Here is a 20,519-nt window from a genome sequence, read left to right on the forward strand (position 1 = left end):
ACACCGGACGAGGAGACTTTTCGTGACCACCAGTTCGCACCGCTTGCGGACGTTCGGGACGGCCGGGGCGGTTCCTGCCGCGCCCGCCGCGGCACCTGCCGCCGTGCCCGCCGCGCGGCCCGGCGAGGCCGAGGTGCCGCACGAGCCCGCCGGCGACGTGCGCTCGGACGTGTACCTCCAGGTGCAGGCGAGCCCGGAGTTCCAGGAGATCCGCCGCCGCTACCGCGACTTCGTGTTTCCCATGTCGGCGCTGTTCCTGGCCTGGTACCTGGCCTATGTGCTCGCTTCGACGATGGCCCGCGGCCTCATGGGGCACCGGATCGTCGGCGAGTTCAACGTGGCGTTCGCCTTCGGGCTGGCGCAGTTCGCCTCGACGTTCGCGGTCACGTGGCTGTACGCGCGGCATGCGAGCCGCAAGCGCGACCGTGCGGCGCTCGACCTGCGCTGGGACACCCAGGAGCGCTTCCGGTGACGATGACCCCCTCCTCCGCTTCCGCCGTCCCGCTCGCCGCGGCGGCGGCCGGCGGCAACCACCGCATGGTGACGATCGGCCTGTTCGTCGGCTTCGTGGCCGTCACGCTGGTCATCACCGTGTGGGCGAGCCGCCACAACCGCACGGCCAACGACTTCTACACCGGCGGGCGTTCGTTCTCCGCGGCGCAGAACGGCTTGGCGATCGCCGGCGACTACATGTCGGCGGCGTCGTTCCTCGGCATCGCGGGGCTGATCTCGCTGGTCGGCTACGACGGGTTCCTGTACTCGATCGGGTTCCTCGTCGCGTGGCTCGTCGTGTTGATGCTGGTCGCCGAACTCGTCCGCAACTGCGGCCGCTACACGATGGCCGACGTGCTCGCCTTCCGGATGCGCCGGCGCCCGGTGCGCACGGCCGCGGGCGCGTCGTCGATCGTCGTGTCGATCCTGTACCTGGTGGCGCAGATGGTCGGCGCGGGTTCGCTGGTGGCGCTGCTGCTGGGCGACGGCCGCGGATCGGCGCAGACGGTCACGATCGTCGTGGTCGGGGCGCTGATGATCGTCTACGTGACGTTCGGCGGCATGAAGGGCACGACCTGGATCCAGATCGTCAAGGCCGGGCTGCTGATGGCGGGCGCGGTGCTGCTGACGGTGCTGGTGCTGGTGCGCTTCCACGGCGACGTGAACGCGATGCTGCACACGGCCGCGCAGACCAGCGGCAAGGGCGAGTCGTTCCTGCGCCCGGGCCTGCAGTACGGCACGTCGCTGACCAGCCGGATCGACTTCATCAGCCTGGCGCTCGCGCTGGTCCTCGGCACGGCGGGCCTGCCGCACATCCTGGTGCGGTTCTACACGGTGCCGACCGCGCGGGCCGCGCGCCGGTCGGTGATGTGGGCGATCGGGTTGATCGGGGCGTTCTACCTGATGACGATCGTGCTGGGCTTCGGTGCCGCCGCGGTGCTCGGCTCGGACGAGATCCGCGCGTCCAACGCGGCGGGCAATACGGCGCTTCCCCTGCTGGCGCGCGAACTCGGCGGGGGCGGCGACTCGTTGGGTGGTGTGGTGCTGCTGGCGGTGATTGCCGCGGTGGCGTTCGCGACGATCCTGGCGGTGGTGGCGGGGCTGACACTGGCGTCGTCGGCGTCGGCCGCGCACGACCTGTATGCGTCGGTGATCCACAAGGGTCGTGCCAGTGAGAAGGAGGAGATCGCCGCGGCGCGGCTGTCCGCGATCGTGATCGGTGCGGTCGCGATCGCGCTGAGCCTGAGCGCGCAGAAGCTCAACGTGGCGTTCCTCGTCGCGCTGGCATTCGCGGTGGCGGCCTCGGCCAACCTGCCGACGATCCTGTTCACGCTGTTCTGGCGGCGGTTCAACACCCGCGGCACGGTGTGGGCGATCTACGGCGGCCTGGTCTCGTCGGTGGTGCTCGTGGTGTTCTCGCCGGTGGTGTCCGGCGGGAAGAACCCGCTGGTCTCCGGGGTGGACTTCCACTGGTTCCCGTTGGAGAACCCGGGGATCGTGTCGATCCCCATCGGATTCCTGTGCGGCTGGATCGGCACGATGACCGCGAAGGTGCCCGCGGACCCGTCGAAGTACGCGGAGATGGAGGTCCGTTCCCTGACCGGCGCGGGCGCGTACTGACCGGCCCGGTCTTGAGCGCGGCCGGTCGGAGCGCGGCCGGTCAGAGCGCGGGCGTCACCAGGCGCGGCACCATGCTGAGCGGATTGCCGAAGCCCTTGCCGCAGCTCTCCGGGCGCGGCGGCTCCTCGGCGCGGCCGGTCACCTCGACCGTCCAGGTGCGGCCGTCCACGTGGTCCACGCGCACGGTCCACACGTGCTCGGCGTCCTCGTGCTCGACGGGCGCCGCGACGCGCAGCACGTCCGCGGCGGTCTCACCGGTGTCCTCGCGGACCGCCAGTTCGGCGGCCTGCGCGGGGCGCGGCCAGGTGGCCCGGCCGCGGCAGTCGGCGATCCGCATGCCGCCGGCCCGGGCGGCGTCGTAGGCCACGACGGCGGTGTCCGGGTCCAGGCGGCCGTAGACATAGCCGTCGGGGAGGACGACCGCGGTCGGGGCGAAGCGGTGCCCGCCCAGGTGGGTGGCTTCCCACACGTGTCCGGGCAGGCGGTGCGCGAGGGCCTCCGCCAGCGGGCGGCCTTCGGTCGCGCAGCAGCGGTCGCGTTTTCCGTTCGTGCACACCAGGACGACCGGGTCGGCGCACGGTTCGCCGATCGCGGGTTCGACGGGGCCGGCGAGCGCCGCGAAGTCGAGGTCGCACAGCTCCTCGGCGGAGGAGACGGTGAAGCGGCGCATCCACGTGGCGCCGGGTTCGGTCCACGCCAGGATCACCGTGCGCAGCGCGGCGAGGTCGGCGGTGCGGCCGGTGGACCGGATCAGGGTGGCGCGGAACCCGGCCGCGGCGGCGGCGCGTTCCACGGCGCGGCCGGTGTCCGGGTCGAGGCCGCGGCTGCCGGTGAGGGCCTTGGCGCCCCACGGGCCAGGGTGTTCGATGAGCAGCCAGCCGCGCGCGGTCGGCGCGGTGCCGGCCATGGGCTCGGCGTACTCGCGGGACAGGACTGAGCAGGTCGTCTCCACGATTGCGTACCGTACATGGTCGACTTTTCGGAAGGATCCGCGTCGGGTGTGCATCTTGCCTGGCAGGCAGCGCATAATCCGTGGCGAATTCGGGCTTTCCGGGTATTTCGGCGGCGCTCGTCCGGCCCGGATGATCGCCGAGGGCTACGGTGGGAGCACGACCGAGACCGGGGGAGTGCACCGGCATGGATGGAAACACCGGCGATACCGGCGCGCCTGTCGGCGCGGAATTCACGTTGGCCGACGCCGTGGCGCTGGCTCGGCGCGCGCACGACGGCCAGCTGGACAAGGGCGGGAAGCCCTATATCGCGCACCCGCTGCGGGTGATGGGCGCGGTGGACGGCGACGCGGCGAAGATGGCGGCGGTGCTGCACGACGTCATCGAGGACACCGAGGTGTCGGCTGCCGACCTGCGCCACGCGGGCTGCCCGGAGCGGGTGGTCGTCGCGGTGGTGGCGTTGTCGAAGGAGCCGCGCGAGCCGCTGGAGTCGAGCATGGCGCGGGCGGCCGCGGACCCGATCGCGCTGGTGGTGAAGCGCGCCGATATCGCCGACAACCGGTCCGAGGTGCGGCTGGGGCAGCTCGACCCCGCCACGCAGGTACGGCTGCGGGCGAAGTACGAGCGGTCGCTGGACCTGCTGGAGCGGTTCGCGGCGGACCACGCGCACAGCTAGGGCGAGAGGCCTTGTCGTGGATTCCCCGACTGCGGCTTGGTTCGAAGGCCGCCGGTCCGGGGCCGAGCGCACGTCGGCGCCGTGCGGGTATGCGGCCCGCACGGCGCCGGCGGCTCTCAGTGCCAGTTGCTGACCTGGACGTCGCGCGGTGCCGGTTCGCCCGCGCCGGTCTCGGCGAGCCGCTTGAGGCTCATCAGGAAGGTCGCCCACTTCGTGCTGCAGTGGCTCATGAACTCCACTTCCTCCCGCCAGCCTTCGTGCCGGAACAGCACGATCGTGAAGCCGTCCTCCTGCTTGAGGTCGAAGCGGATGTGGGTGCCGATCCACTCCTCGGGGCCGTCGACGACCTCCCAGACCACCGCTTCGGCCGGCCGGGTCTCCAGCACCTTCATGTCGAAACCGCCCTGGGCGAAGCGGAAGGCGACGACGCCGCCCTCGTCCGCGGAGCCCTTGACGTCCTCGGTCCACCAGTTCGCCAGTCCGTCCAGCGTGGTGAGCGCCGTGTAGACGGTCTCCGGCGAGGCCTTGGCGCCGACCCTGTGCAGAATGTCCATGGCATTGCCTCTTTCTCGTCCGTTGTGTCGTCCGTGCCGTGCGTGGTGCGGGTGCGGGGGTCAGCCGTTCTCGGCGGGATCGGTGCCCTGGCTGTCCCGGGTGCGCTGGATGGTCTCCGCGAGGCGCTTGATGCGCTGGAGCCGGGCGTCCCAGGTGGCGCCGACGGCGGACAACTGCGCGACGGCGCGCGCCAGTTGTGCCTCGTCGACGTGGTAGAGCCGTTCCCGGCCGGACGGGGTGCCGTGCACCAGTCCGACCCTGCCGAGCACGCCCAGGTGCTTGGTGACGGCCTGCCGGGTGACCGGCAGTTGCTCGCTGAGGGTGGTCGCTGTTCCGCCGCCGCCGGCGAGCAGCAGGTCGAGCATGCGCCGCCGGATCGGATCGCCGACCGCCGACCAGAGGTCGTCGTCGACGGTGACGCTCATGGCGTCGCCAGCTTCGCGGCGTAGGCGGCCAGGCGGGGCAGGAAGTGGTTCCAGCCCTCGGCGTGTTCGAGGTAGGCCTGCTCCAGCACCGCGGCCTCCCAGCCGCGTTCGCGGAAGCCGTCCTCGCGGAAGCGCAGCAGCGTCCCCGTGCCGGACGGGACCAGGTCGAAGGTCACCAGCAGCGAGTTGTCCGGTGCGGCGGTCGCGTCGTCGTCGTAGACCCAGCGGAAGGAGAACCGCCGCGGCGGGTCGGCTTCCATGACGGTGACCGGCGAGCCCTGGGCGTCGGGGGAGTCCGGGGCGCCGAACCGGATCCGGCCGGTGCCGCCCGGGACGGGGTCGAGTTCGGCGTCGTCCGGCCACCACTCGCGCAGGTGCTCCGGCTTGCTGACCACCTCGTAGACCACCTCGGGGGTGGCGTCGATGTGGATCTCCCGTTCGATGCTGCCGTACTCCATACCGGCCGCCTCCTTTCGCAACCTTTGGTTGCATGTGATCTTAGGCGGCGGTCGGACAATGTGCAACCTTTGGTTGCGTAAATTCGGGTGCGAGGTCGATGACCTGCGGAAACGCCGACGGCCCCGACGGAAAATCCCTCCGGGCCGTCGGCAGGTACTGCTCCGGGGTCAGGCCCCCGCCGGACCGCCGATCACGGCGACCGGCTTCGCCAGCGGCGTGCCGGAGCCGTCCCGGCGCCGGTCGAGTTCCGGCAGCTCCACCGGCATCCCGTTGGCGTTCGAGGCACGCACCGGCGTCGGGCCCGCCCAGGCGAGCGACAGCGCCGTCTCGCCCTTGAGGAAGCGCTGGCAGCGCACCCCGCCGGTGGCGCGGCCCTTGCGCGGGTACTCCGCGAACGGCGTGACCTTCGCGGTGCCGTGCTCGGCGCCGAACAGCGCGTCGCCGCTGAACGCCGCCACGGTCACCACGACCGCGTCCACGGCCGGGTCGACCGCCGTGAACGACACGACCTTGCGGCCGTCCGCGACCTTGATGCCCGCCATGCCGGCCGCCGGACGGCCCTGCGGGCGCACCAGGGAGGCCGGATAGCGCAGCAGCTGCGCGTCGTCGGTGATGAAGACCAGGTCCTCGTCGCCGGTCTTGAGTTCGACGCCGCCGACGATCCGGTCGCCGTCCTTGAGGGCGATGACCTCCAGCTCGTCCTTGTTCGTCGGGTAGTCGGGGATGACCCGCTTGACCACGCCTTGCAGGGTGCCGAGCGCGAGGCCCGGCGAGTCCGCGGACAGCGTGGTCAGGCAGACGACCTTCTCGTCCGCCTCCAGCGAGGCGAACTCGCTGATCGGCGCGCCGCCCGACAGGTTCGGCGCCACACTGCTCGGCGGCAGCGCGGGCAGGTCGACGACGTTGACCCGCAGCAGCCGCCCGGTGTCGGTGACCACGCCGATCTCGGCGCGCACCGTCGCGGTGATCGCGGAGACCACCAGGTCGTGCTTGTGCCGGCTGCCCTCGACGGGCAGCGGGTCGCCGCCCGCGGTGCGGGCGAGCAGGCCGGTCGACGACAGCAGCACGTGGCACGGGTCGTCGGTGACCTCCAGCGGCACCGCCGTCGCCGGCGCGCCCGCCGACTCCAGCAGCACCGTGCGGCGCGGCGTGCCGTGCTTCTTCGCCACCGCGGCCAGCTCGTCCGAGACGATCTTGCGGAGCCGCTGGTCCGAGTCGAGGATCGCGGTCAGCTCGGCGATCTCCTCCTCCAACCGGTCGCGTTCGCTCTCCAGCTCGATCCGGTCGAACCGGGTCAGCCGGCGCAGCGGCGTGTCGAGGATGTAGGTCGCCTGGATGTCGGAGAGCCCGAAGGTCTCCATCAGGCGTTCCTTGGCCTGGGCGGCGTTGTCGCTGCTGCGGATCAGCTCGATGACGCGGTCGATGTCGACGAGTGCCACGAGCAGGCCGAGGACCAGGTGCAGGCGGTCCTGGCGCTTGCGGCGGCGGTGCTCGCTGCGGCGGCGCACCACCTCGAAGCGGTGGTCGAGGTAGACCTCGAGGAGTTCCTTGAGGCCGAGGGTGAGCGGCTGGCCGTCGACGAGGGCGACGTTGTTGATGCCGAAGGTCTCTTCCATCGGCGTCAGCTTGTACAGCTGCTCGAGGATGGCTTCCGGGTTGAAGCCGTTCTTGACCTCGATGACCAGGCGCAGGCCGTGCGCGCGGTCGGTGAGGTCCTTGAGGTCGGAGATGCCCTGGATCTTCTTGCTCTGCACCAGCTCCTTGACCTTGGCGATCACCTTCTCCGGGCCTACGTTGTAGGGGAGTTCGGTGACCACGATGCCGCGGCGGCGCGGGGTGACGTTCTCCACGGTCGCGGTGGCGCGGATCTTGAAGGTGCCGCGGCCGCCCTCGTAGGCGTCCCGGATGCCGCCCAGCCCGACGACCCGTCCGCCGGTCGGCAGGTCGGGGCCGGGGATGTGCTTCATCAGGTCGTCGAGGGTGGCGTGCGGGCGGCGGATCAGCTCGCGGGCGGCGGCCACGACCTCGGCGAGGTTGTGCGGCGGCATGTTCGTCGCCATGCCGACCGCGATGCCGGTCGTCCCGTTGACCAGCAGGTTCGGGAACGACGCGGGGAGGACCTGCGGTTCCTGCTCCTGGCCGTCGTAGTTGGGGGTGAAGTCGACGGTGTCTTCGTCGATCGACTCGACCATGAGCATCGCCGGGGCGGGCAGGCGGCACTCGGTGTAGCGCATGGCGGCGGGCGGGTCGTCGTTGCCGAGCGACCCGAAGTTGCCGTGCCCGTCCACGAGTGGCAGCCGCATCGAGAACGGCTGGGCCATCCGGACCAGCGCGTCGTAGATGGCGGTGTCGCCGTGCGGATGCAGGCGGCCCATGACTTCGCCGACCACGCGCGCGCACTTGACGTACCCGCGGTCGGGGCGCAGCCCCATTTCGTTGGCCTGGTAGAGGATCCGGCGGTGCACGGGCTTGAGCCCGTCCCGCGCGTCCGGAATGGCGCGCGAGTAGATGACCGAATACGCGTACTCCAGGTACGAGCTTTGCATCTCGTCGACGACGTCGATGTCGAGGATGCGTTCCTCGAAATCGTCGGGCTGGTCCTGGCCAGGCGTCTTCGTGCTGCGGCGGGCCATACTGCGGCTGGCTCCTTAGGCTTGAGGCGGTCGCGCCCATTGTGTCCCCCTGGTGCGACACCCGGGTGCAGCGACCCGGCATGAGGATGCCATGGAACGGGGAATGGGCCGGTGTTCGTATGACATATGCGAACACGGCTTCGGCACGGTTCAGCTGCCTGCGGCGGTGTTCGGCTGTGTTCGCCAGAAGGTTCGCCGCATCGGTCACGACGGAGGCCCGCATGGAAGACCCGCAGATCCTCGACCGGATCAAGTCCATGGTCGACACCGAGCATGCGCTGCGCGAGCAGCTCGCTTCCGGGAAGATCACCGCCGAGGAGGAGCAGCAGCTGCTCCACCAGATCGAGGTGGAACTCGACCAGTGCTGGGATTTGCTGCGGCAGCGGCGGGCCCGGCGCGATGTGCGCGAGGACCCGAACCAGGCGGCGGTGCGGCCGCCGCGCGAGGTCGAGGGGTACCAGCAGTAGCCGCCGCGGCGTCCTGATCCGGTCCGGGGCCGGCCCGGTCGGCGCGAGTTCCCGGATTCGCCCGCCGCGAACAGCGGCATCGTCGCCGGGACGCCGTCGTTTGCCTCAGTAAGGTGGCGGGAGGCCGCCTTGCGCGGCCCCTCGCGGCGGGCCGCGGGGCGTCGGCGGAGAGGACTGATGGGCATGGCTGGTCTGGCCGGTACGTTCACGGCGACCGAGCACCGGCTCGCCAACGGCTTGCGGGTGGTGCTGTCGGAAGACCACATCGACCCGGTCGCCGCGGTGTGCCTGTGGTACGACGTCGGCTCGCGCCACGAGCGGCCGGGGCGCACCGGCCTGGCGCACCTGTTCGAGCATCTGATGTTCCAGGGCTCGGCCAATGTCCACGGCAACCAGCACTTCGAGTTCGTTCAGTCGGCGGGCGGCTCGCTCAACGGCACCACGAGCTTCGAGCGCACCAACTACTTCGAGACGATGCCGGCGCACCAGCTCGAACTGGCGCTGTGGCTCGAGGCGGACCGCATGGGCGGGCTGCTCGCCGCGCTGACCCAGGAGAGCCTGGACAACCAGCGGGACGTGGTCAAGAACGAGCGGCGGCAGCGCTACGACAACGTGCCGTACGGCACGGCGTGGGAGCGCCTGGTGGCGATGGCGTTCCCCGCGGGGCACCCGTACCACCACATGCCGATCGGCTCGATGGCGGATCTGGACGCCACGACGCTGGCGGACTGCCAGGAGTTCTTCCGCACGTACTACGCGCCGAACAACGCGGTGCTGACGATCGTCGGCGACATCGACCCGGAGCAGACGCTCGCGTGGGTCGAGAAGTACTTCGGCACGATTCCGGCGCACGACGCCAAGCCGACGCCGGCCGACGGGTCGCTGCCCGACAGCATCGGCGGCGAGCTGCGCGAGACGGTCGTCGAGGACGTCCCGTCGCGGTCCCTGATGGCCGCCTACCGGCTTCCGGTGGACGGCACCCGCGCGGCGGACGCCGCGGAACTCGCGCTCACCGTGCTCGGCGAGGGCGAGGCGTGCCGGCTGAACCGCCGCCTGGTGCGGCACGACGAGCTGGCGGTCTACGCCGGGTTCGGGATCATGCGGCTCGCGGGCGCGCCGTCGGTCGCGCTGCTGGACGTCAAGGCGTCCGGCGACGCGGACATCGCGGCCGTGGACGCCGCGGTGAACGAGGAACTGGCCCGGTTCGCCGCGGAGGGTCCCACCGCCGAGGAACTCGAGCGCGCCCAGGCGCAGATCGAGCGCGGCTGGCTGGACCGGATGGCGACGGTCGGCGGCCGCGCCGACGAACTGTGCCGGTACGCCGTGCTGTTCGGCGATCCGAAGCTCGCGTTCACCGCCCTCGACCAGGTCCTCGAGATCACCGCCGAGGAGGTCAAGGAGGTCGCCGGGCGGCTGCTGCCGGAGAACCGCGCCGTGCTGGTCTACGAGCTGGCCGAGGAAGACAGCGACGGGACCGACCCGGACTCCGACACCGACCGCGAGGGGCAGGCCGCCTGATGACCGAGACCACCATGGTGTTCCACCCCCGCCCCGGCGCCGGTCCGGAGAAGGCGTGGACCTTCCCCGCGCCGGAGCGCGGCAAGCTCGCCAACGGCCTGTCCGTGCTGCGCGTGCACCGCCCCGGGCAGCAGGTCGTCGCCGTCGAACTGCTGCTGGACGCGCCGCTGGACGCGGAGCCGGACGGCATCGACGGCGTCGCGACGATCATGGCCCGCGCGCTGAGCGAGGGCACCGACACGATGGACGCCGAGACGTTCGCCGCCGAACTCGAACGCTGCGGCGCCACGATGGACGCGGGCGCCGACCACTCCGGCGTGCAGGTCGCCCTCGACGTGCCCGCGTCCCGCCTGGAACGTGCGCTCGGCCTGATGGCCGACGCCGTCCGCGCCCCGGCGTTCCCGGCCGACGAGGTCGACCGCCTGGTGCGCCAGCGCCTCGACGAGATCGTGCACGAGCTGGCCAACCCGGCCCGCCGCGCCGCGATCGCGCTGTACGCCGACCTGTTCCCGGCGGACGCCCGCATCTCGCGGCCGCGGGCGGGGACCGCGGATACCGTCGCGCGCGTCGACCGCGCCGCGGTCGCCGACTTCTTCGCCGCCCACGTGCGCCCGGCGACCGCCACCGCGGTGGTGGTCGGCGACCTGGACGGCGTCGACCTCGACGGCATCCTCGAACGCACCCTCGGCGCGTGGACCGGCAGCGACGCCCCCGCCACCGAGATCGCCCCGGTCACCGCCGACGACAGCGCGCGCGTGGTGATCGTCGACCGGCCCGGCAGCGTGCAGACCCAGGTGCTGGCCGGCCGCCTCGGCCCGGACCGGCACGCCGCGGTGTGGCCGGCGCTGACCATCGGCACCTACTGCCTGGGCGGCACCCTCACCTCGCGCCTGGACCGGGTGCTGCGCGAGGAGAAGGGCTACACCTACGGCATCCGTGCCCTCAACCAGTCGCTGCGCTCCGGCGCGCTGCTGGCCATCACCGGCTCGGTCGAGACCGACGTCACCGGCCCGGCGCTCGCCGACCTGGTGGCGGTGCTCAAGACCCTCGCCGCGGAAGGCCTGACCGGTGAGGAACGCGACGCGGCGGTGCAGAACCTGGTGGGCGTCGCTCCGCTGAAGTACCAGACGTCGCGGGCGGTCGCCGACTCGCTCGCGGACGTCGTCGCGCAGCGCCTCGCCGACGACTACCTGCCCGAGCTGTACCGGCAGCTCGCCGACGTCGCCACGGCGGACGCGTCGGATGCGGCGGTGGCCGGCTTCGACCCGGCCCGGCTGGTCGTCGTGGTGGTCGGCGACGCGGCGCAGATCCGTGAGCCGCTGGAGGCCCTCGGCCTCGGCCCCGTGACGGTCGTCGAATAGGACGGACCGTCAGGAACCGGGCGAAAGCCGTGCGCCCGGCCCCGGGAGAAGTGCACGGCAAACGCCAATCGCTGGCAAAGTAGTCCCCAAGGATGACTTGGGTGCGCCTCCGCCGTCGCCCCGACGGCGGAGGCGCGCTGCTTCCCGGGGATGATCGCCCGCCCCGATTTGTACGACAGCCTTTCCAGCCGCATACGGTGAGGTCCATGACGCAGGAGACGACTACCGACGACGCGCCTGGCCGCGTGATCGACACCACACGCGGGCTCTCCGCGGCCGACGTCGCCGAGCGGGTGGCGCGCGGCGAGGTGAACGACGTCCCGGTCCGGTCCAGCCGCTCGGTCGGCGAGATCGTCCGCGCCAACGTCTTCACCCGGTTCAACGCCATCATCGGCGTGCTCTTCGTGATCATCCTGGCCGTCGGCCCGATCCAGGACGGCCTGTTCGGCTTCGTGATCGTCGCCAACACCGGCATCGGCATCATCCAGGAACTCCGCGCCAAGAAGACCCTCGACCGCCTCGCGGTCATCGGCGAAGCCAAACCGCGGGTGCGCCGCGACGGCGTCACGGTGCCCGTGTCGGCCGACGAGATCGTCCTCGACGACATCATCGAGCTGGGCTCGGGCGACAAGGGCGTCGTCGACGGCATCGTCACCGAAGCGGCCGGCCTGGAGGTCGACGAGTCGCTGCTGACCGGCGAGGCCGACCCGGTGCTCAAGAAGCCCGGCGACCCGATCATGTCCGGCTCGTTCGTGGTGGCCGGCAACGGCGCGTTCCGCGCCACCCGGGTCGGCAAGGACGCCTACGCCGCCCAGCTCATGGAGGAAGCGTCCCGGTTCACCCTGGTCGCCTCCGAACTGCGCGGCGGCATCAGCACCATCCTCAAGTACGTCACCTGGGTGCTGATCCCCGCCGCGATCGCCCTGGTCATCAGCCAGTACCGGATCAACGAGAGCGACACCCCCGAAGCGATCCGCCGCATGGTCGCGGGCGTCGTGCCGATGGTCCCCGAGGGCCTCGTGCTGCTGACCTCGCTCGCCTTCGCGGTCGGCGTCATCCGCCTCGGCCGCCGCCAGTGCCTGGTCCAGGAGCTCCCCGCGATCGAGGGGCTCGCCCGCGTCGACGTGGTGTGCCTGGACAAGACCGGCACGCTGACCGAAGGCGGCATGAACGTCACCGACGTCCGTGCGCTGGACGCCGCCCTCCCGGTCCGCGACGCGCTCGGCGCCCTCGGCACCACCGACCCGCGGCCCAACGCGAGCCTGCAGGCCGTCATCGACGCCTGCCCGGCCCCGTCCGGCTGGACGTGCGCCGCGACCATCCCGTTCTCGTCCGCCCGCAAGTACTCCGGCGCCACCTTCGAGGTCGACGGGGAACGCCAGACCTGGCTGCTCGGCGCGCCCGAGATGCTCGCCAAGCCCGGCGACGCCATCCTCGAGGACGCCGAGGAACTCGGCTCGCAGGGCCTGCGCGTCCTCCTGCTCGTCCGCACCGGCGCCCCCGTCGAGGACCTCGCCGCGCCCTACGACGCGGACAGCGCCCGCCCGGCCGCGCTGGTCGTGCTCGAACAGCGGCTGCGCCACGACGCCGCGGACACCCTCGCCTACTTCGCCGACCAGGGCGTCGCCACCAAGGTCATCTCCGGCGACAACGCGGTCTCCGTCGGCGCCGTCGCGGCCAAGCTCGGCATCCCGGGCGCCGACCACCCGGTGGACGCCCGCACGCTGCCGGACGACCGCGAAGCCATGGCGGACATCCTCGAGAACAACACCGTGTTCGGCCGCGTCACCCCGCAGCAGAAGCGCGACATGGTCGCCGCCCTGCAGTCCCGCGGCCACACCGTCGCGATGACCGGCGACGGCGTCAACGACGTCCTCGCCCTCAAGGACGCCGACATCGGCGTCGCGATGGGCTCCGGCAGCGAGGCCGCCCGCGGCGTCGCCCAGATCGTCCTGCTCAACAACAGCTTCTCCGCGCTGCCGTCGGTGGTCGGTGAAGGACGCCGGGTCATCGGCAACATCGAGCGCGTCTCGAACCTGTTCCTCACCAAGACCGCCTACGCGGTCCTGCTGGCGATCCTCGTCGTCATCGTCAACGTGCCGTACCCGTTCCTGCCGCGGCACCTCACGCTGCTCGCCTGGTTCACCATCGGCACCCCGGCATTCTTCCTCGCCCTCGCGCCGAACAAGGAACGCGCCCGCACCGGATTCGTCAACCGCGTCCTGCGGACCGCGGCACCCGCAGGCGTCATCGCCGGCGCCGCGTGCTTCACCGCCTACATGATCGCCCGCGACTACTACGGCGGCACCGAGGAAACCCGCAGCGCCGAGACCTCGATCGCGACGCTCACCCTGTTCCTCGTCGCCCTGTGGGTCCTCGCGATCATCGCCCGCCCCTACACCTGGTGGCGCGTCGTGCTGGTCGGCGCGATGGCGGCCGGCTTCGCCCTGGTGATCAGCGTGCCGTGGCTGCAGAAGTTCTTCGACCTCAAGCTGGTCGGCACCACGATGCCGTGGACGGCCGTCGGCATCGCGGTCGTCGCGGCGGTGCTCGTCGAGATCGTCTGGCGGATCATCGGACGGCGGATGGCCGTGGACGCCTGACCGGCCGCTCCAACCGACGCCGGAGGGCGCGGTACGGGACTCCCGTACCGCGCCCTCCGGCGTTTTCCGCGGTTCGCTCGCGGATCAGTCCTTCGCGTCCAGCGCCCGCTTCACCTTCAGCACCGCGGGGGACATGAACGCCTCGACCGCGTTCGGGCTGCCCGAGATCTCCACGGCCGTGTTGCCGAGCCGCACGACCACCCACGACGTCGCGTTCACGCCGGTCGCGTTCTGCGCGGCCATGTAGACCCCGGCGGCCTCGTCCCCGTACGGCGGCAGGTTCTTCAGCGCGCTGTAGTCCAGCGTGTAGGGGTTCCCCGGCTCCGCCACCGGCATGTTCTTGCACTCGACACCGGAACGCTTCCCGTACTCCACGGCCTTGGCCAGATCCGCGGCGGAACGCTGCTGGACGGTGATCGTCAGCTCGTAGTCGAGGTACGGCACATCGGCGTTCTTCGGCGCCGTGAAACTCACCGTCAGATACCGTGCCGCCGGGGACGACGACGCGTTGTTCTGCTCGCGGTACGGCGGGCAGTTCGCCCGCAGCGCCGTATCCACCGCGGTCGGCTGCGTCTTGCTCGTCCCCGCGCTCGTCTGCACCGGCATGCGCGTCCAGCCCGGCCCCAGATCGGCCGCGGTCAGGATCGCGTCCTCCAACGCGGCCTGGGACAGATAGGGATCCTTCGGCGCCGGCGACGACTCGTCCGGCTCGGCCGACGGGGACGCCGATCCGGAGCCCTTGTCGTCCGGCCCGAACACCGATCCGCCCCCGGGGCTACCGCCCCCGCTCCCGCACCCCGTGACCACAACCGCCGCCAGCACGGACGCCCCGACGCCGACTGCCTTCCGCCTTCCCCCGCTGTGCATCACTCCACCCCCATGACCGCGCCTCCGCACGGCACCAGGACCATGCCCCGGCTCGCCCGAGCGGGGCCGTACACGACCTGAGACGGACGGGAACCGCAACGCGTTCCGTCCGCGTCCGGTTCGTGACCTGCGCAAAAGCGGGCCGGCCGGTGGGGTGCGCCGGCGGGCCGCGGCAGATGTCCGCCGCGGCGCCGTGCCGCTCCCGCGCTACTTGCGCGGCTGGTACAGCACCGCCGCCCAGCCGTCGGGGCCGACGACCTGGGCGCGGACCTCATGGGGGCCCTCGACCGGGTCGGCGACCTTGAAGCCGGCCTCGCGGAGCGGAGCCAGGGCCGCGTCGAGGTCGGCGACCTTGACCATCACCGACGCGCCCTCGCCCTCGCGGTCCGTGCCGGACAGCGCCAGGCGGTTGCCGTTGACGTCGAACTGCGCCCACCGGTCACCGTCCACGAACGTCGGCTCGGTGCCGAGTACCGCGCTCATGAACGCGACCGCGGCGGTCATGTCGGCGACGGGGAACGCGGCGGACAGGCCCTGGGCGGACATGGCGACCTCCTGCGCGGGCACCGGCGGACCGGGGCCTCGGAATGGAACGGACAAGTTCACGGACGCCGGGCCGGTCCCGGTACGGGGCCCGGCGGCGGCCGGACTGCGGCACCCGGCCACAGCTTCTGATGGTCTATCAGATCAGCTCCGGTGACGGGCCCGCCGCGCACGGTGACACCGGTCACCGTGCGTGCGGCGCGCCGGCCGGGTCAGCTCGGGAACTGGTCCGGCGGGATGTCGCTGATCGTCGCGTTGCCGCCGGCGATCGTGTAGAGGGTCAGGCTGTAGGTCGTGTACTGGGTCCGCGTCGTCTCGTACGACAGCGTCTCGTCGAACTTCTGGAACGCACACGAGCGCGTGAACTTCTTCGCGTCCCCGTCCCAGTCCGTCCCCGTCGCGTAGTACGCGGTCAGCGTGCCGTCCGGAATGCCCTTGACCGTGGTCTCGTCGCCGCCGCGCACGTAGATCTCGCGCACGGTCTTGTCACCGTTCGTGAGCTTCACCAAGGCGTCCTCGGCCCCCGACTCGTTCTTCACGGTCAGCTCGCCCAGACCGCCGCGCTGCCCGCCGCTCAACTGCCCGGTGCTGCCCTGCCGGCTCGGCTCGTCCTGCGCCGCGGGCGCGAACGTGCCGACCTTGTACGCGGGATCCACCGCGGCCAGCGCCGCCGCCGCATCCCGCAGCGCCGACAGCCCGCCCAGCTTGGACGCCTCCGGGACGCCGGACGCGGCCGTGCACACCTTGTTCTTCGATGCCGCCGTCGACAGGCCGTCCAGATCGCCCGGCAGCTCCACGAGCGCGTTGCGCAGCGAGCTGGCCGCGGAGATCGCCGTCTCCGGCGGGGCGACCCGCTCGAACGCGTCCGCCGCGGACCGGGCGCCTTCGGCCGCGGCGTCGAGTGCCGCGGAGAGCTTCTTCGGGGTGTCGGCCGCCTTGAGCTGGGTGAAGCCGGGCGCGATCGCCGCATCCACGTTCGCCAAGGCCTGCGCGAACTCCGCGGGACTCACCGCCGCCGGTTTCGGGGGCACCGTGGGCTCCGGCGGTGCGGACGGCACAGCGGAGCTTTCCGAGGACGACGCACTCGCCCCGGCCTTCTTCACGTCGGTTGCCGAACTGCACGCGCTCAACACCGTCAATGCCGTCACCGCGCCGGCCGTCGCACACGCGACCGCCGCCATCCGACCCGTCTTGCCTTGCCGCACGTCGACCCCCCGGACCCCCGCCGAAATCATCCGACACCGTACTCGGACGGTAGCGGGGCGTCATCGCGTTCAGCGAGAGGGTTTTCCACACACCTTGCGCCATGCCTCGCGCCATCCTTCGCGCCATCCTTCGCGCCATCCTTCGCGCCATCCCTCGCGCCGGGCCTCCGGCCGCTCCTCGTCCCGGACCGCGCCGCTTCGCCACCCGGACACCTTCTCGCTGCACCGCACGCGCGTGGCTTAGTGTCGACAGCGTGGAGCCGACAGACCCGCCGACCACCCCGGCCGCCCAGCGGCCACCCGCACCGCCGGCCTATCCCGCGCACTGGGAAGCCGACGTCGTCCTCCGCGACGGCGCGACCGCCCACGTGCGCCCCGTGGGGCCCGACGACGCGCAACGCCTCGTCGACTTCTACGCCCGCGTCTCCGACGAGTCGAAGTACCTGCGGTTCTTCACGCCCTATCCGCGGCTCTCCGAGCGCGACGTCCGCCACTTCACCCACCACGACTGGGTCGACCGCGTGGGCCTCGGCCTCTTCTCCGGCGGCAACATGGTGGCGATCGTCCGCTACGACCGCATCGGCCCGGACGGCCGCGCGGTCCGCACCGGCCCCGGCGGCCGGTCCTCCACCGCCGAAGTCGCCTTCCTCGTCCAGGACGACCAGCAGGGCCGCGGCGTCGCCTCCGTCCTCCTGGAGCACATCGCCGACGTCGCCCGCGAGCGCGGCATCCGCAAGTTCGTCGCCGACGTGCTGCCGTCCAACCGGCGCATGATCAAGGTCTTCACCGAAGCCGGCTACACCCAGCAGTCCGCCTTCGAAGACGGCGTCGTCCGCCTCACCCTCGACCTCCGGCCCACCGACACCTCCACGGCCGTCATGCTCGCCCGCGAGCACCGAGCCGAAGCGGGCTCCACCGGACGCCTCCTCAACCCGCGCTCGGTTGCCGTCGTCGGCGCCGGACGCCACGAAGGCACCGTCGGCAACACGCTCCTGCGCAACCTCGCCGCGAGCGGCTTCACCGGGCCCGTCTACGCCGTCAACCCGGCCGCGTCCGGCGAGTCCATCGAAGGTTTCCCCTCCTACCCGTCGGTCCGCGACATCCCCGACAGCGTCGACCTCGCCGTCGTCGCCGTCCCCGCGACCGCGGTCCAGGACGTCGTCGTCGAATGCGGCCGCAAGAGCGTCCGCGGACTGGTCGTCGTCTCCTCCGGGTTCGCCGAGACCGGACCCGAAGGCCGGGCCCGGCAGCGCCGCCTCGTCATCACCGCCCGCAGCCTCGGCATGCGCGTCATCGGCCCGAACTGCCTCGGCATCCTCAACACCGACCCCGCCGTCGGCGTCAACGCCAGCCTCTCGCCGCGCATGCCGCGCCGCGGCCGCGTCGGGATGTTCGCCCAGTCCGGCGCCCTCGGCATCGCGATCCTCGAATCCACCGTCAACCGCGGCATCGGGCTCTCCACGTTCGTCTCGGCGGGCAACCGCGCCGACGTCTCCGGCAACGACCTCCTCCAGTACTGGGAAGACGACCCGGCCACCGACGTCGTCCTCCTGCACCTCGAATCCCTCGGCAACCCGCGCAAGTTCACCCGCCTCGCGCGGCGCGTGGCACGCACCAAGCCGGTCGTCGCGGTCAAGAGCCTCCACCACGCGCAGCGCATCCCGCTCGGCCACGCGACACGCGCGCTGACCCTCGACGACAAAGCCGTCGACGCGCTCTTCCGCCAAGCCGGCGTGATCCGGGTGCCCACCGTCGCCGAAATGTTCGACGTGGCCCAACTCCTCGCCTACCAACCGCTGCCCGCGGGCGGCCGCGTCGCCATCGTCGGCAACTCCGACTCCCTGGGCCTCCTCACCCAAGACGCCGCCACCAGCGCCGGGCTGGACCCGCTGCGGCCCGTCGACCTCACCACCTCGGCCACCCCCGACGACTTCCGCAAAGCCCTCGGCGACAGCCTCGACGCCGACGACGTCGACGCGGTGGTCACCGTCTTCATCCCGCCCCTCACCACCCACGGCGACGACGTCGCCCGCGTCATCGCGGACATGGCCGAACGCGCCGTCGCCGTCGGCAAACCCCTCCTCGCGACCTACCTCGCCCACGAGGGCCTGCCCGACCAACTCCGCCGCCTCGACCCCGACGGCATCCCCGCCCAAGGCTCCGTCCCGTCCTACCCGGCACCCGAGAACGCCGTCCGCGCCCTCGCCGAAGTCGTCCGCTACGCCGCCTGGCGCCGCCGCCCCGCCGGCGAACACGTGGACTTCGACGACGTCCAGGCCGACGCCGCGCGCTCCCTCGTCCGCGCCCGCCTCGGCGCCGCGGACGCCGCCGGACTGTCGCCGAGCGAAGCCGCCGAACTCCTCGGCTGCTACGGCATCCACCCCAGCCCCGCCATCCGCGTCGACAGTGAAGACGCCGCCATCGCCGCCGCGGAACAGCTCGGCTACCCCGTCGTCCTCAAGACCATCGCCGAACACCTGCGCCACCGCGTCGACTTGGACGGCGTACGGCTCGACCTCGGCACCGAAGTCGGCCTCCGCCGCGCCTTCCGCCGGATGTCCGCCCGTCTCGGCGGCCCCGACCAGGCCCGCCTCGTCGTGCAGCGCATGGCACCGCGCGGCGTCGCCACGACCGTAGGCCTCACCTACGACGAATCCTTCGGCACCCTGCTGCACTTCGGCCTGGCCGGACCGGCGTCCGAACTCCTCGGCGACGTCGCGCACCGGCTCGTCCCCGCCACCGACCAGGACGTCGCCGACCTGGTCCGGGACATCCGCGCGGCACCGGTGCTGTTCGGCTACCGCGGGGCACCGCCCGTCGACGTGGCGGCATTGGAAAAACTCCTGCTGCGACTCTCGCAGCTCGCCGACGACCTGCCGCACGTCACCTCGGTGCAGCTCGACCCGGTGGTGGTGACCGAAGGCGGGTTGACCGTGCTCGACGCGCGTGTTCGGCTGTCCCGACCGCCGGCCCGGACGGACCTGGGGCCACGGGCCATGCGCAATCCATACTGATCGGCGACACGAACGACGAGGCTTGGGGCGGGGACGTGGCGTTCCGCGAGAAATTGGACGGCCTGCCCGTCATCGGGCGCACTTTGGAGGCGTACGACCGCTACACCGAACGCAACGGCAACTTCGCCGCCGCCGCGGTCGCGTTCTACGGCTTCCTCGCGCTGTTCCCGCTCATCGCCCTCTCCGCCGCGGTCGTCGCGGCGACGCTCAGTCCCGGGCGCGTGCAGGACATGCAGGAGAAGATCTCCGACCAGATCCCCGGCATCGCCGACAAGGTCGACGTCAACGGCCTCGTCGACAACGCCGGCGAAGTCGGCCTGGTCGGCGGCCTGCTGCTGCTCTACCTCGGCCTCGGCTGGGTCGGCGCGCTGCGCCCGGCGATCCGCGAGATGTGGTTCGGCGACCAGCCGCCGCCGGACGGCATCGAGAAGACGCTGCTGATGAAGTCGAAGGACATCGCGACGCTCGCCGGGCTCGGCCTGGCGATGGCGGTGTCGATCGGCGCCTCGGCGTTCGCGACCGCGGTCATCGGGCACGTGTCGAAGGCGATCGGCCTCGACGACGAACCGGTGGGGCGGATCCTGCTGCAGGTCGCCGCGTTCGGGGTGGCGGTGCTCGCGGGCGTCGTGCTGTTCCTCTACCTGCTGGTCGGCATGCCGCGGCTGGAGATGCCGCGGCGCACGGCGTTCCGCGGGGCGCTGATCGGCGCGGTCGGCTTCGAAGTCCTCAAGGTGCTGGTCGCCGGCTACATCGCGCAGGTCGCCGGGAAGAGCATGTACGGCGCGTTCGGGGTGCCGGTGGCGCTGCTGCTGTGGATCTACTTCGCGACCCGGCTGCTGCTGTTTTGTGCGGCGTGGACGGCGACGGCGAAGCACCCGCCGGATGACGCCGGGGACGCCGAAGACGAAGAGAAAACAGGCCCTCGCTCGCTCTGCGGACAAACCGAGGCCTGAAGCCGCCCGGTTGTCCACAGGGCAAGCTTCACAAGTGCGACGGCGAACGCCCCGGTGCGGCAAGGTCGGCAATGGCGGCGGAGGCGGGGGAGGGGCTTCGCTCGGTGGGAGAGGGAGGGCCCGACAGGAAGCCGGGGGCGGTACAGACCCGACCACAGAGCCGTACCGCCGCCCGCCT

The 20,519-nt window shown here is 71.8% G+C and carries 17 protein-coding genes; 9 read left to right on the forward strand and 8 right to left on the reverse strand.

Annotated features, from left to right (window positions below):
* Positions 1 to 22 precede the first annotated feature (22 nt).
* Positions 23 to 472 carry a DUF485 domain-containing protein gene (locus ACPA54_RS32985; RefSeq protein ID WP_423535328.1) on the forward strand — a complete coding sequence of 150 codons (450 nt, stop codon included), beginning with the start codon at positions 23 to 25 and terminating at the stop codon, positions 470 to 472.
* Between the two features lie 2 nt (positions 473 to 474).
* Positions 475 to 2,112: a solute symporter family protein gene (locus tag ACPA54_RS32990; protein ID WP_423535417.1), complete on the forward strand. Its 1,638-nt coding sequence runs from the start codon at positions 475 to 477 to the stop codon at positions 2,110 to 2,112.
* Between the two features lie 40 nt (positions 2,113 to 2,152).
* Here the strand turns inward: ACPA54_RS32990 and ACPA54_RS32995 are convergent, their stop codons facing one another.
* On the reverse strand, positions 2,153 to 3,064 hold the full coding sequence (locus ACPA54_RS32995) for a sucrase ferredoxin (RefSeq protein ID WP_423535330.1): 912 nt from the start codon (positions 3,062 to 3,064) through the stop codon (positions 2,153 to 2,155).
* 185 nt (positions 3,065 to 3,249) lie between these two features.
* Here ACPA54_RS32995 and ACPA54_RS33000 point away from each other — a divergent pair, with 185 nt between their 5' ends.
* Entirely contained in the window at positions 3,250 to 3,738 is a 489-nt protein-coding gene (locus ACPA54_RS33000) for a phosphohydrolase (RefSeq protein WP_423535332.1), read from the forward strand.
* A 116-nt stretch (positions 3,739 to 3,854) separates the two neighbouring features.
* On the opposite strand, the gene ACPA54_RS33005 is transcribed toward ACPA54_RS33000, so the two are convergent.
* The 4 genes from ACPA54_RS33005 to ACPA54_RS33020 all read right to left on the reverse strand — a co-directional run bounded on the left by ACPA54_RS33005 (position 3,855) and on the right by ACPA54_RS33020 (position 7,810).
* Entirely contained in the window at positions 3,855 to 4,292 is a 438-nt protein-coding gene (locus ACPA54_RS33005) for an SRPBCC family protein (protein WP_423535334.1), read from the reverse strand.
* 60 nt (positions 4,293 to 4,352) lie between these two features.
* Entirely contained in the window at positions 4,353 to 4,718 is a 366-nt protein-coding gene (locus ACPA54_RS33010) for an ArsR/SmtB family transcription factor (RefSeq protein WP_423535336.1), read from the reverse strand.
* Positions 4,715 to 5,176: an SRPBCC domain-containing protein gene (locus ACPA54_RS33015; RefSeq protein WP_423535338.1), complete on the reverse strand. Its 462-nt coding sequence runs from the start codon at positions 5,174 to 5,176 to the stop codon at positions 4,715 to 4,717. Before ACPA54_RS33015 ends, ACPA54_RS33010 begins: the two co-directional genes overlap by 4 nt.
* Before the next feature lie 168 nt (positions 5,177 to 5,344).
* Positions 5,345 to 7,810 carry a DNA gyrase/topoisomerase IV subunit A gene (locus ACPA54_RS33020; protein ID WP_423535340.1) on the reverse strand — a complete coding sequence of 822 codons (2,466 nt, stop codon included), beginning with the start codon at positions 7,808 to 7,810 and terminating at the stop codon, positions 5,345 to 5,347.
* 221 nt (positions 7,811 to 8,031) lie between these two features.
* Here ACPA54_RS33020 and ACPA54_RS33025 point away from each other — a divergent pair, with 221 nt between their 5' ends.
* The 4 genes from ACPA54_RS33025 to ACPA54_RS33040 all read left to right on the forward strand — a co-directional run bounded on the left by ACPA54_RS33025 (position 8,032) and on the right by ACPA54_RS33040 (position 13,759).
* Positions 8,032 to 8,277: a DUF2630 family protein gene (locus ACPA54_RS33025; RefSeq protein ID WP_345675379.1), complete on the forward strand. Its 246-nt coding sequence runs from the start codon at positions 8,032 to 8,034 to the stop codon at positions 8,275 to 8,277.
* Positions 8,278 to 8,460: 183 nt separating this feature from the next.
* A complete protein-coding gene (locus tag ACPA54_RS33030) occupies positions 8,461 to 9,795 on the forward strand; it encodes a M16 family metallopeptidase (RefSeq protein WP_423535342.1) in 1,335 nt (444 codons plus the stop codon).
* Positions 9,795 to 11,156, forward strand: a complete 1,362-nt coding sequence (locus ACPA54_RS33035; RefSeq protein WP_423535343.1) for a M16 family metallopeptidase — start codon at positions 9,795 to 9,797, stop codon at positions 11,154 to 11,156. Before ACPA54_RS33030 ends, ACPA54_RS33035 begins: the two co-directional genes overlap by 1 nt.
* A gap of 206 nt (positions 11,157 to 11,362) precedes the next feature.
* The gene (locus tag ACPA54_RS33040; protein WP_423535345.1) at positions 11,363 to 13,759 is read left to right on the forward strand and encodes an HAD-IC family P-type ATPase; all 2,397 of its coding nucleotides are present in this window, start codon (positions 11,363 to 11,365) and stop codon (positions 13,757 to 13,759) included.
* 84 nt (positions 13,760 to 13,843) lie between these two features.
* Here the strand turns inward: ACPA54_RS33040 and ACPA54_RS33045 are convergent, their stop codons facing one another.
* The 3 genes from ACPA54_RS33045 to ACPA54_RS33055 all read right to left on the reverse strand — a co-directional run bounded on the left by ACPA54_RS33045 (position 13,844) and on the right by ACPA54_RS33055 (position 16,200).
* On the reverse strand, positions 13,844 to 14,518 hold the full coding sequence (locus ACPA54_RS33045) for a hypothetical protein (RefSeq protein ID WP_423535346.1): 675 nt from the start codon (positions 14,516 to 14,518) through the stop codon (positions 13,844 to 13,846).
* 315 nt (positions 14,519 to 14,833) lie between these two features.
* Positions 14,834 to 15,172, reverse strand: coding sequence for a VOC family protein (locus ACPA54_RS33050; RefSeq protein WP_345675374.1), 339 nt, complete (start codon positions 15,170 to 15,172; stop codon positions 14,834 to 14,836).
* A 209-nt stretch (positions 15,173 to 15,381) separates the two neighbouring features.
* Positions 15,382 to 16,200: a hypothetical protein gene (locus ACPA54_RS33055; protein WP_423535348.1), complete on the reverse strand. Its 819-nt coding sequence runs from the start codon at positions 16,198 to 16,200 to the stop codon at positions 15,382 to 15,384.
* 428 nt (positions 16,201 to 16,628) lie between these two features.
* Between ACPA54_RS33055 and ACPA54_RS33060 the strand changes: the two genes are divergently transcribed.
* Complete coding sequence (locus ACPA54_RS33060) at positions 16,629 to 19,388, forward strand: bifunctional acetate--CoA ligase family protein/GNAT family N-acetyltransferase (RefSeq protein ID WP_423535350.1); 2,760 nt, start codon at positions 16,629 to 16,631, stop codon at positions 19,386 to 19,388.
* Positions 19,389 to 19,423: 35 nt separating this feature from the next.
* The gene (locus ACPA54_RS33065; RefSeq protein ID WP_423535352.1) at positions 19,424 to 20,341 is read left to right on the forward strand and encodes a YihY/virulence factor BrkB family protein; all 918 of its coding nucleotides are present in this window, start codon (positions 19,424 to 19,426) and stop codon (positions 20,339 to 20,341) included.
* Positions 20,342 to 20,519 lie beyond the last annotated feature (178 nt).

The organism is Uniformispora flossi, assembly GCF_049534875.1.
GTDB classification, from domain to species: Bacteria; Actinomycetota; Actinomycetes; order Streptomycetales; family Streptomycetaceae; genus Yinghuangia; species Yinghuangia aomiensis.

Excerpts from the sequence above, each read along its gene's own strand:
- ACPA54_RS33010 (WP_423535336.1), bottom strand. The coding sequence starts at position 4,718 with ATGAGCGTCACCGTCGACGACGACCTCTGGTCGGCGGTCGGCGATCCG.
- ACPA54_RS32990 (WP_423535417.1), top strand. The coding sequence starts at position 475 with ATGACCCCCTCCTCCGCTTCCGCCGTCCCGCTCGCCGCGGCGGCGGCC.
- ACPA54_RS33015 (WP_423535338.1), bottom strand. The coding sequence starts at position 5,176 with ATGGAGTACGGCAGCATCGAACGGGAGATCCACATCGACGCCACCCCC.
- ACPA54_RS33005 (WP_423535334.1), bottom strand. The coding sequence starts at position 4,292 with ATGGACATTCTGCACAGGGTCGGCGCCAAGGCCTCGCCGGAGACCGTC.
- ACPA54_RS33025 (WP_345675379.1), top strand. The coding sequence starts at position 8,032 with ATGGAAGACCCGCAGATCCTCGACCGGATCAAGTCCATGGTCGACACC.
- ACPA54_RS33020 (WP_423535340.1), bottom strand. The coding sequence starts at position 7,810 with ATGGCCCGCCGCAGCACGAAGACGCCTGGCCAGGACCAGCCCGACGAT.
- ACPA54_RS33035 (WP_423535343.1), top strand. The coding sequence starts at position 9,795 with ATGACCGAGACCACCATGGTGTTCCACCCCCGCCCCGGCGCCGGTCCG.
- ACPA54_RS33040 (WP_423535345.1), top strand. The coding sequence starts at position 11,363 with ATGACGCAGGAGACGACTACCGACGACGCGCCTGGCCGCGTGATCGAC.
- ACPA54_RS33030 (WP_423535342.1), top strand. The coding sequence starts at position 8,461 with ATGGCTGGTCTGGCCGGTACGTTCACGGCGACCGAGCACCGGCTCGCC.
- ACPA54_RS33050 (WP_345675374.1), bottom strand. The coding sequence starts at position 15,172 with ATGTCCGCCCAGGGCCTGTCCGCCGCGTTCCCCGTCGCCGACATGACC.
- ACPA54_RS33000 (WP_423535332.1), top strand. The coding sequence starts at position 3,250 with ATGGATGGAAACACCGGCGATACCGGCGCGCCTGTCGGCGCGGAATTC.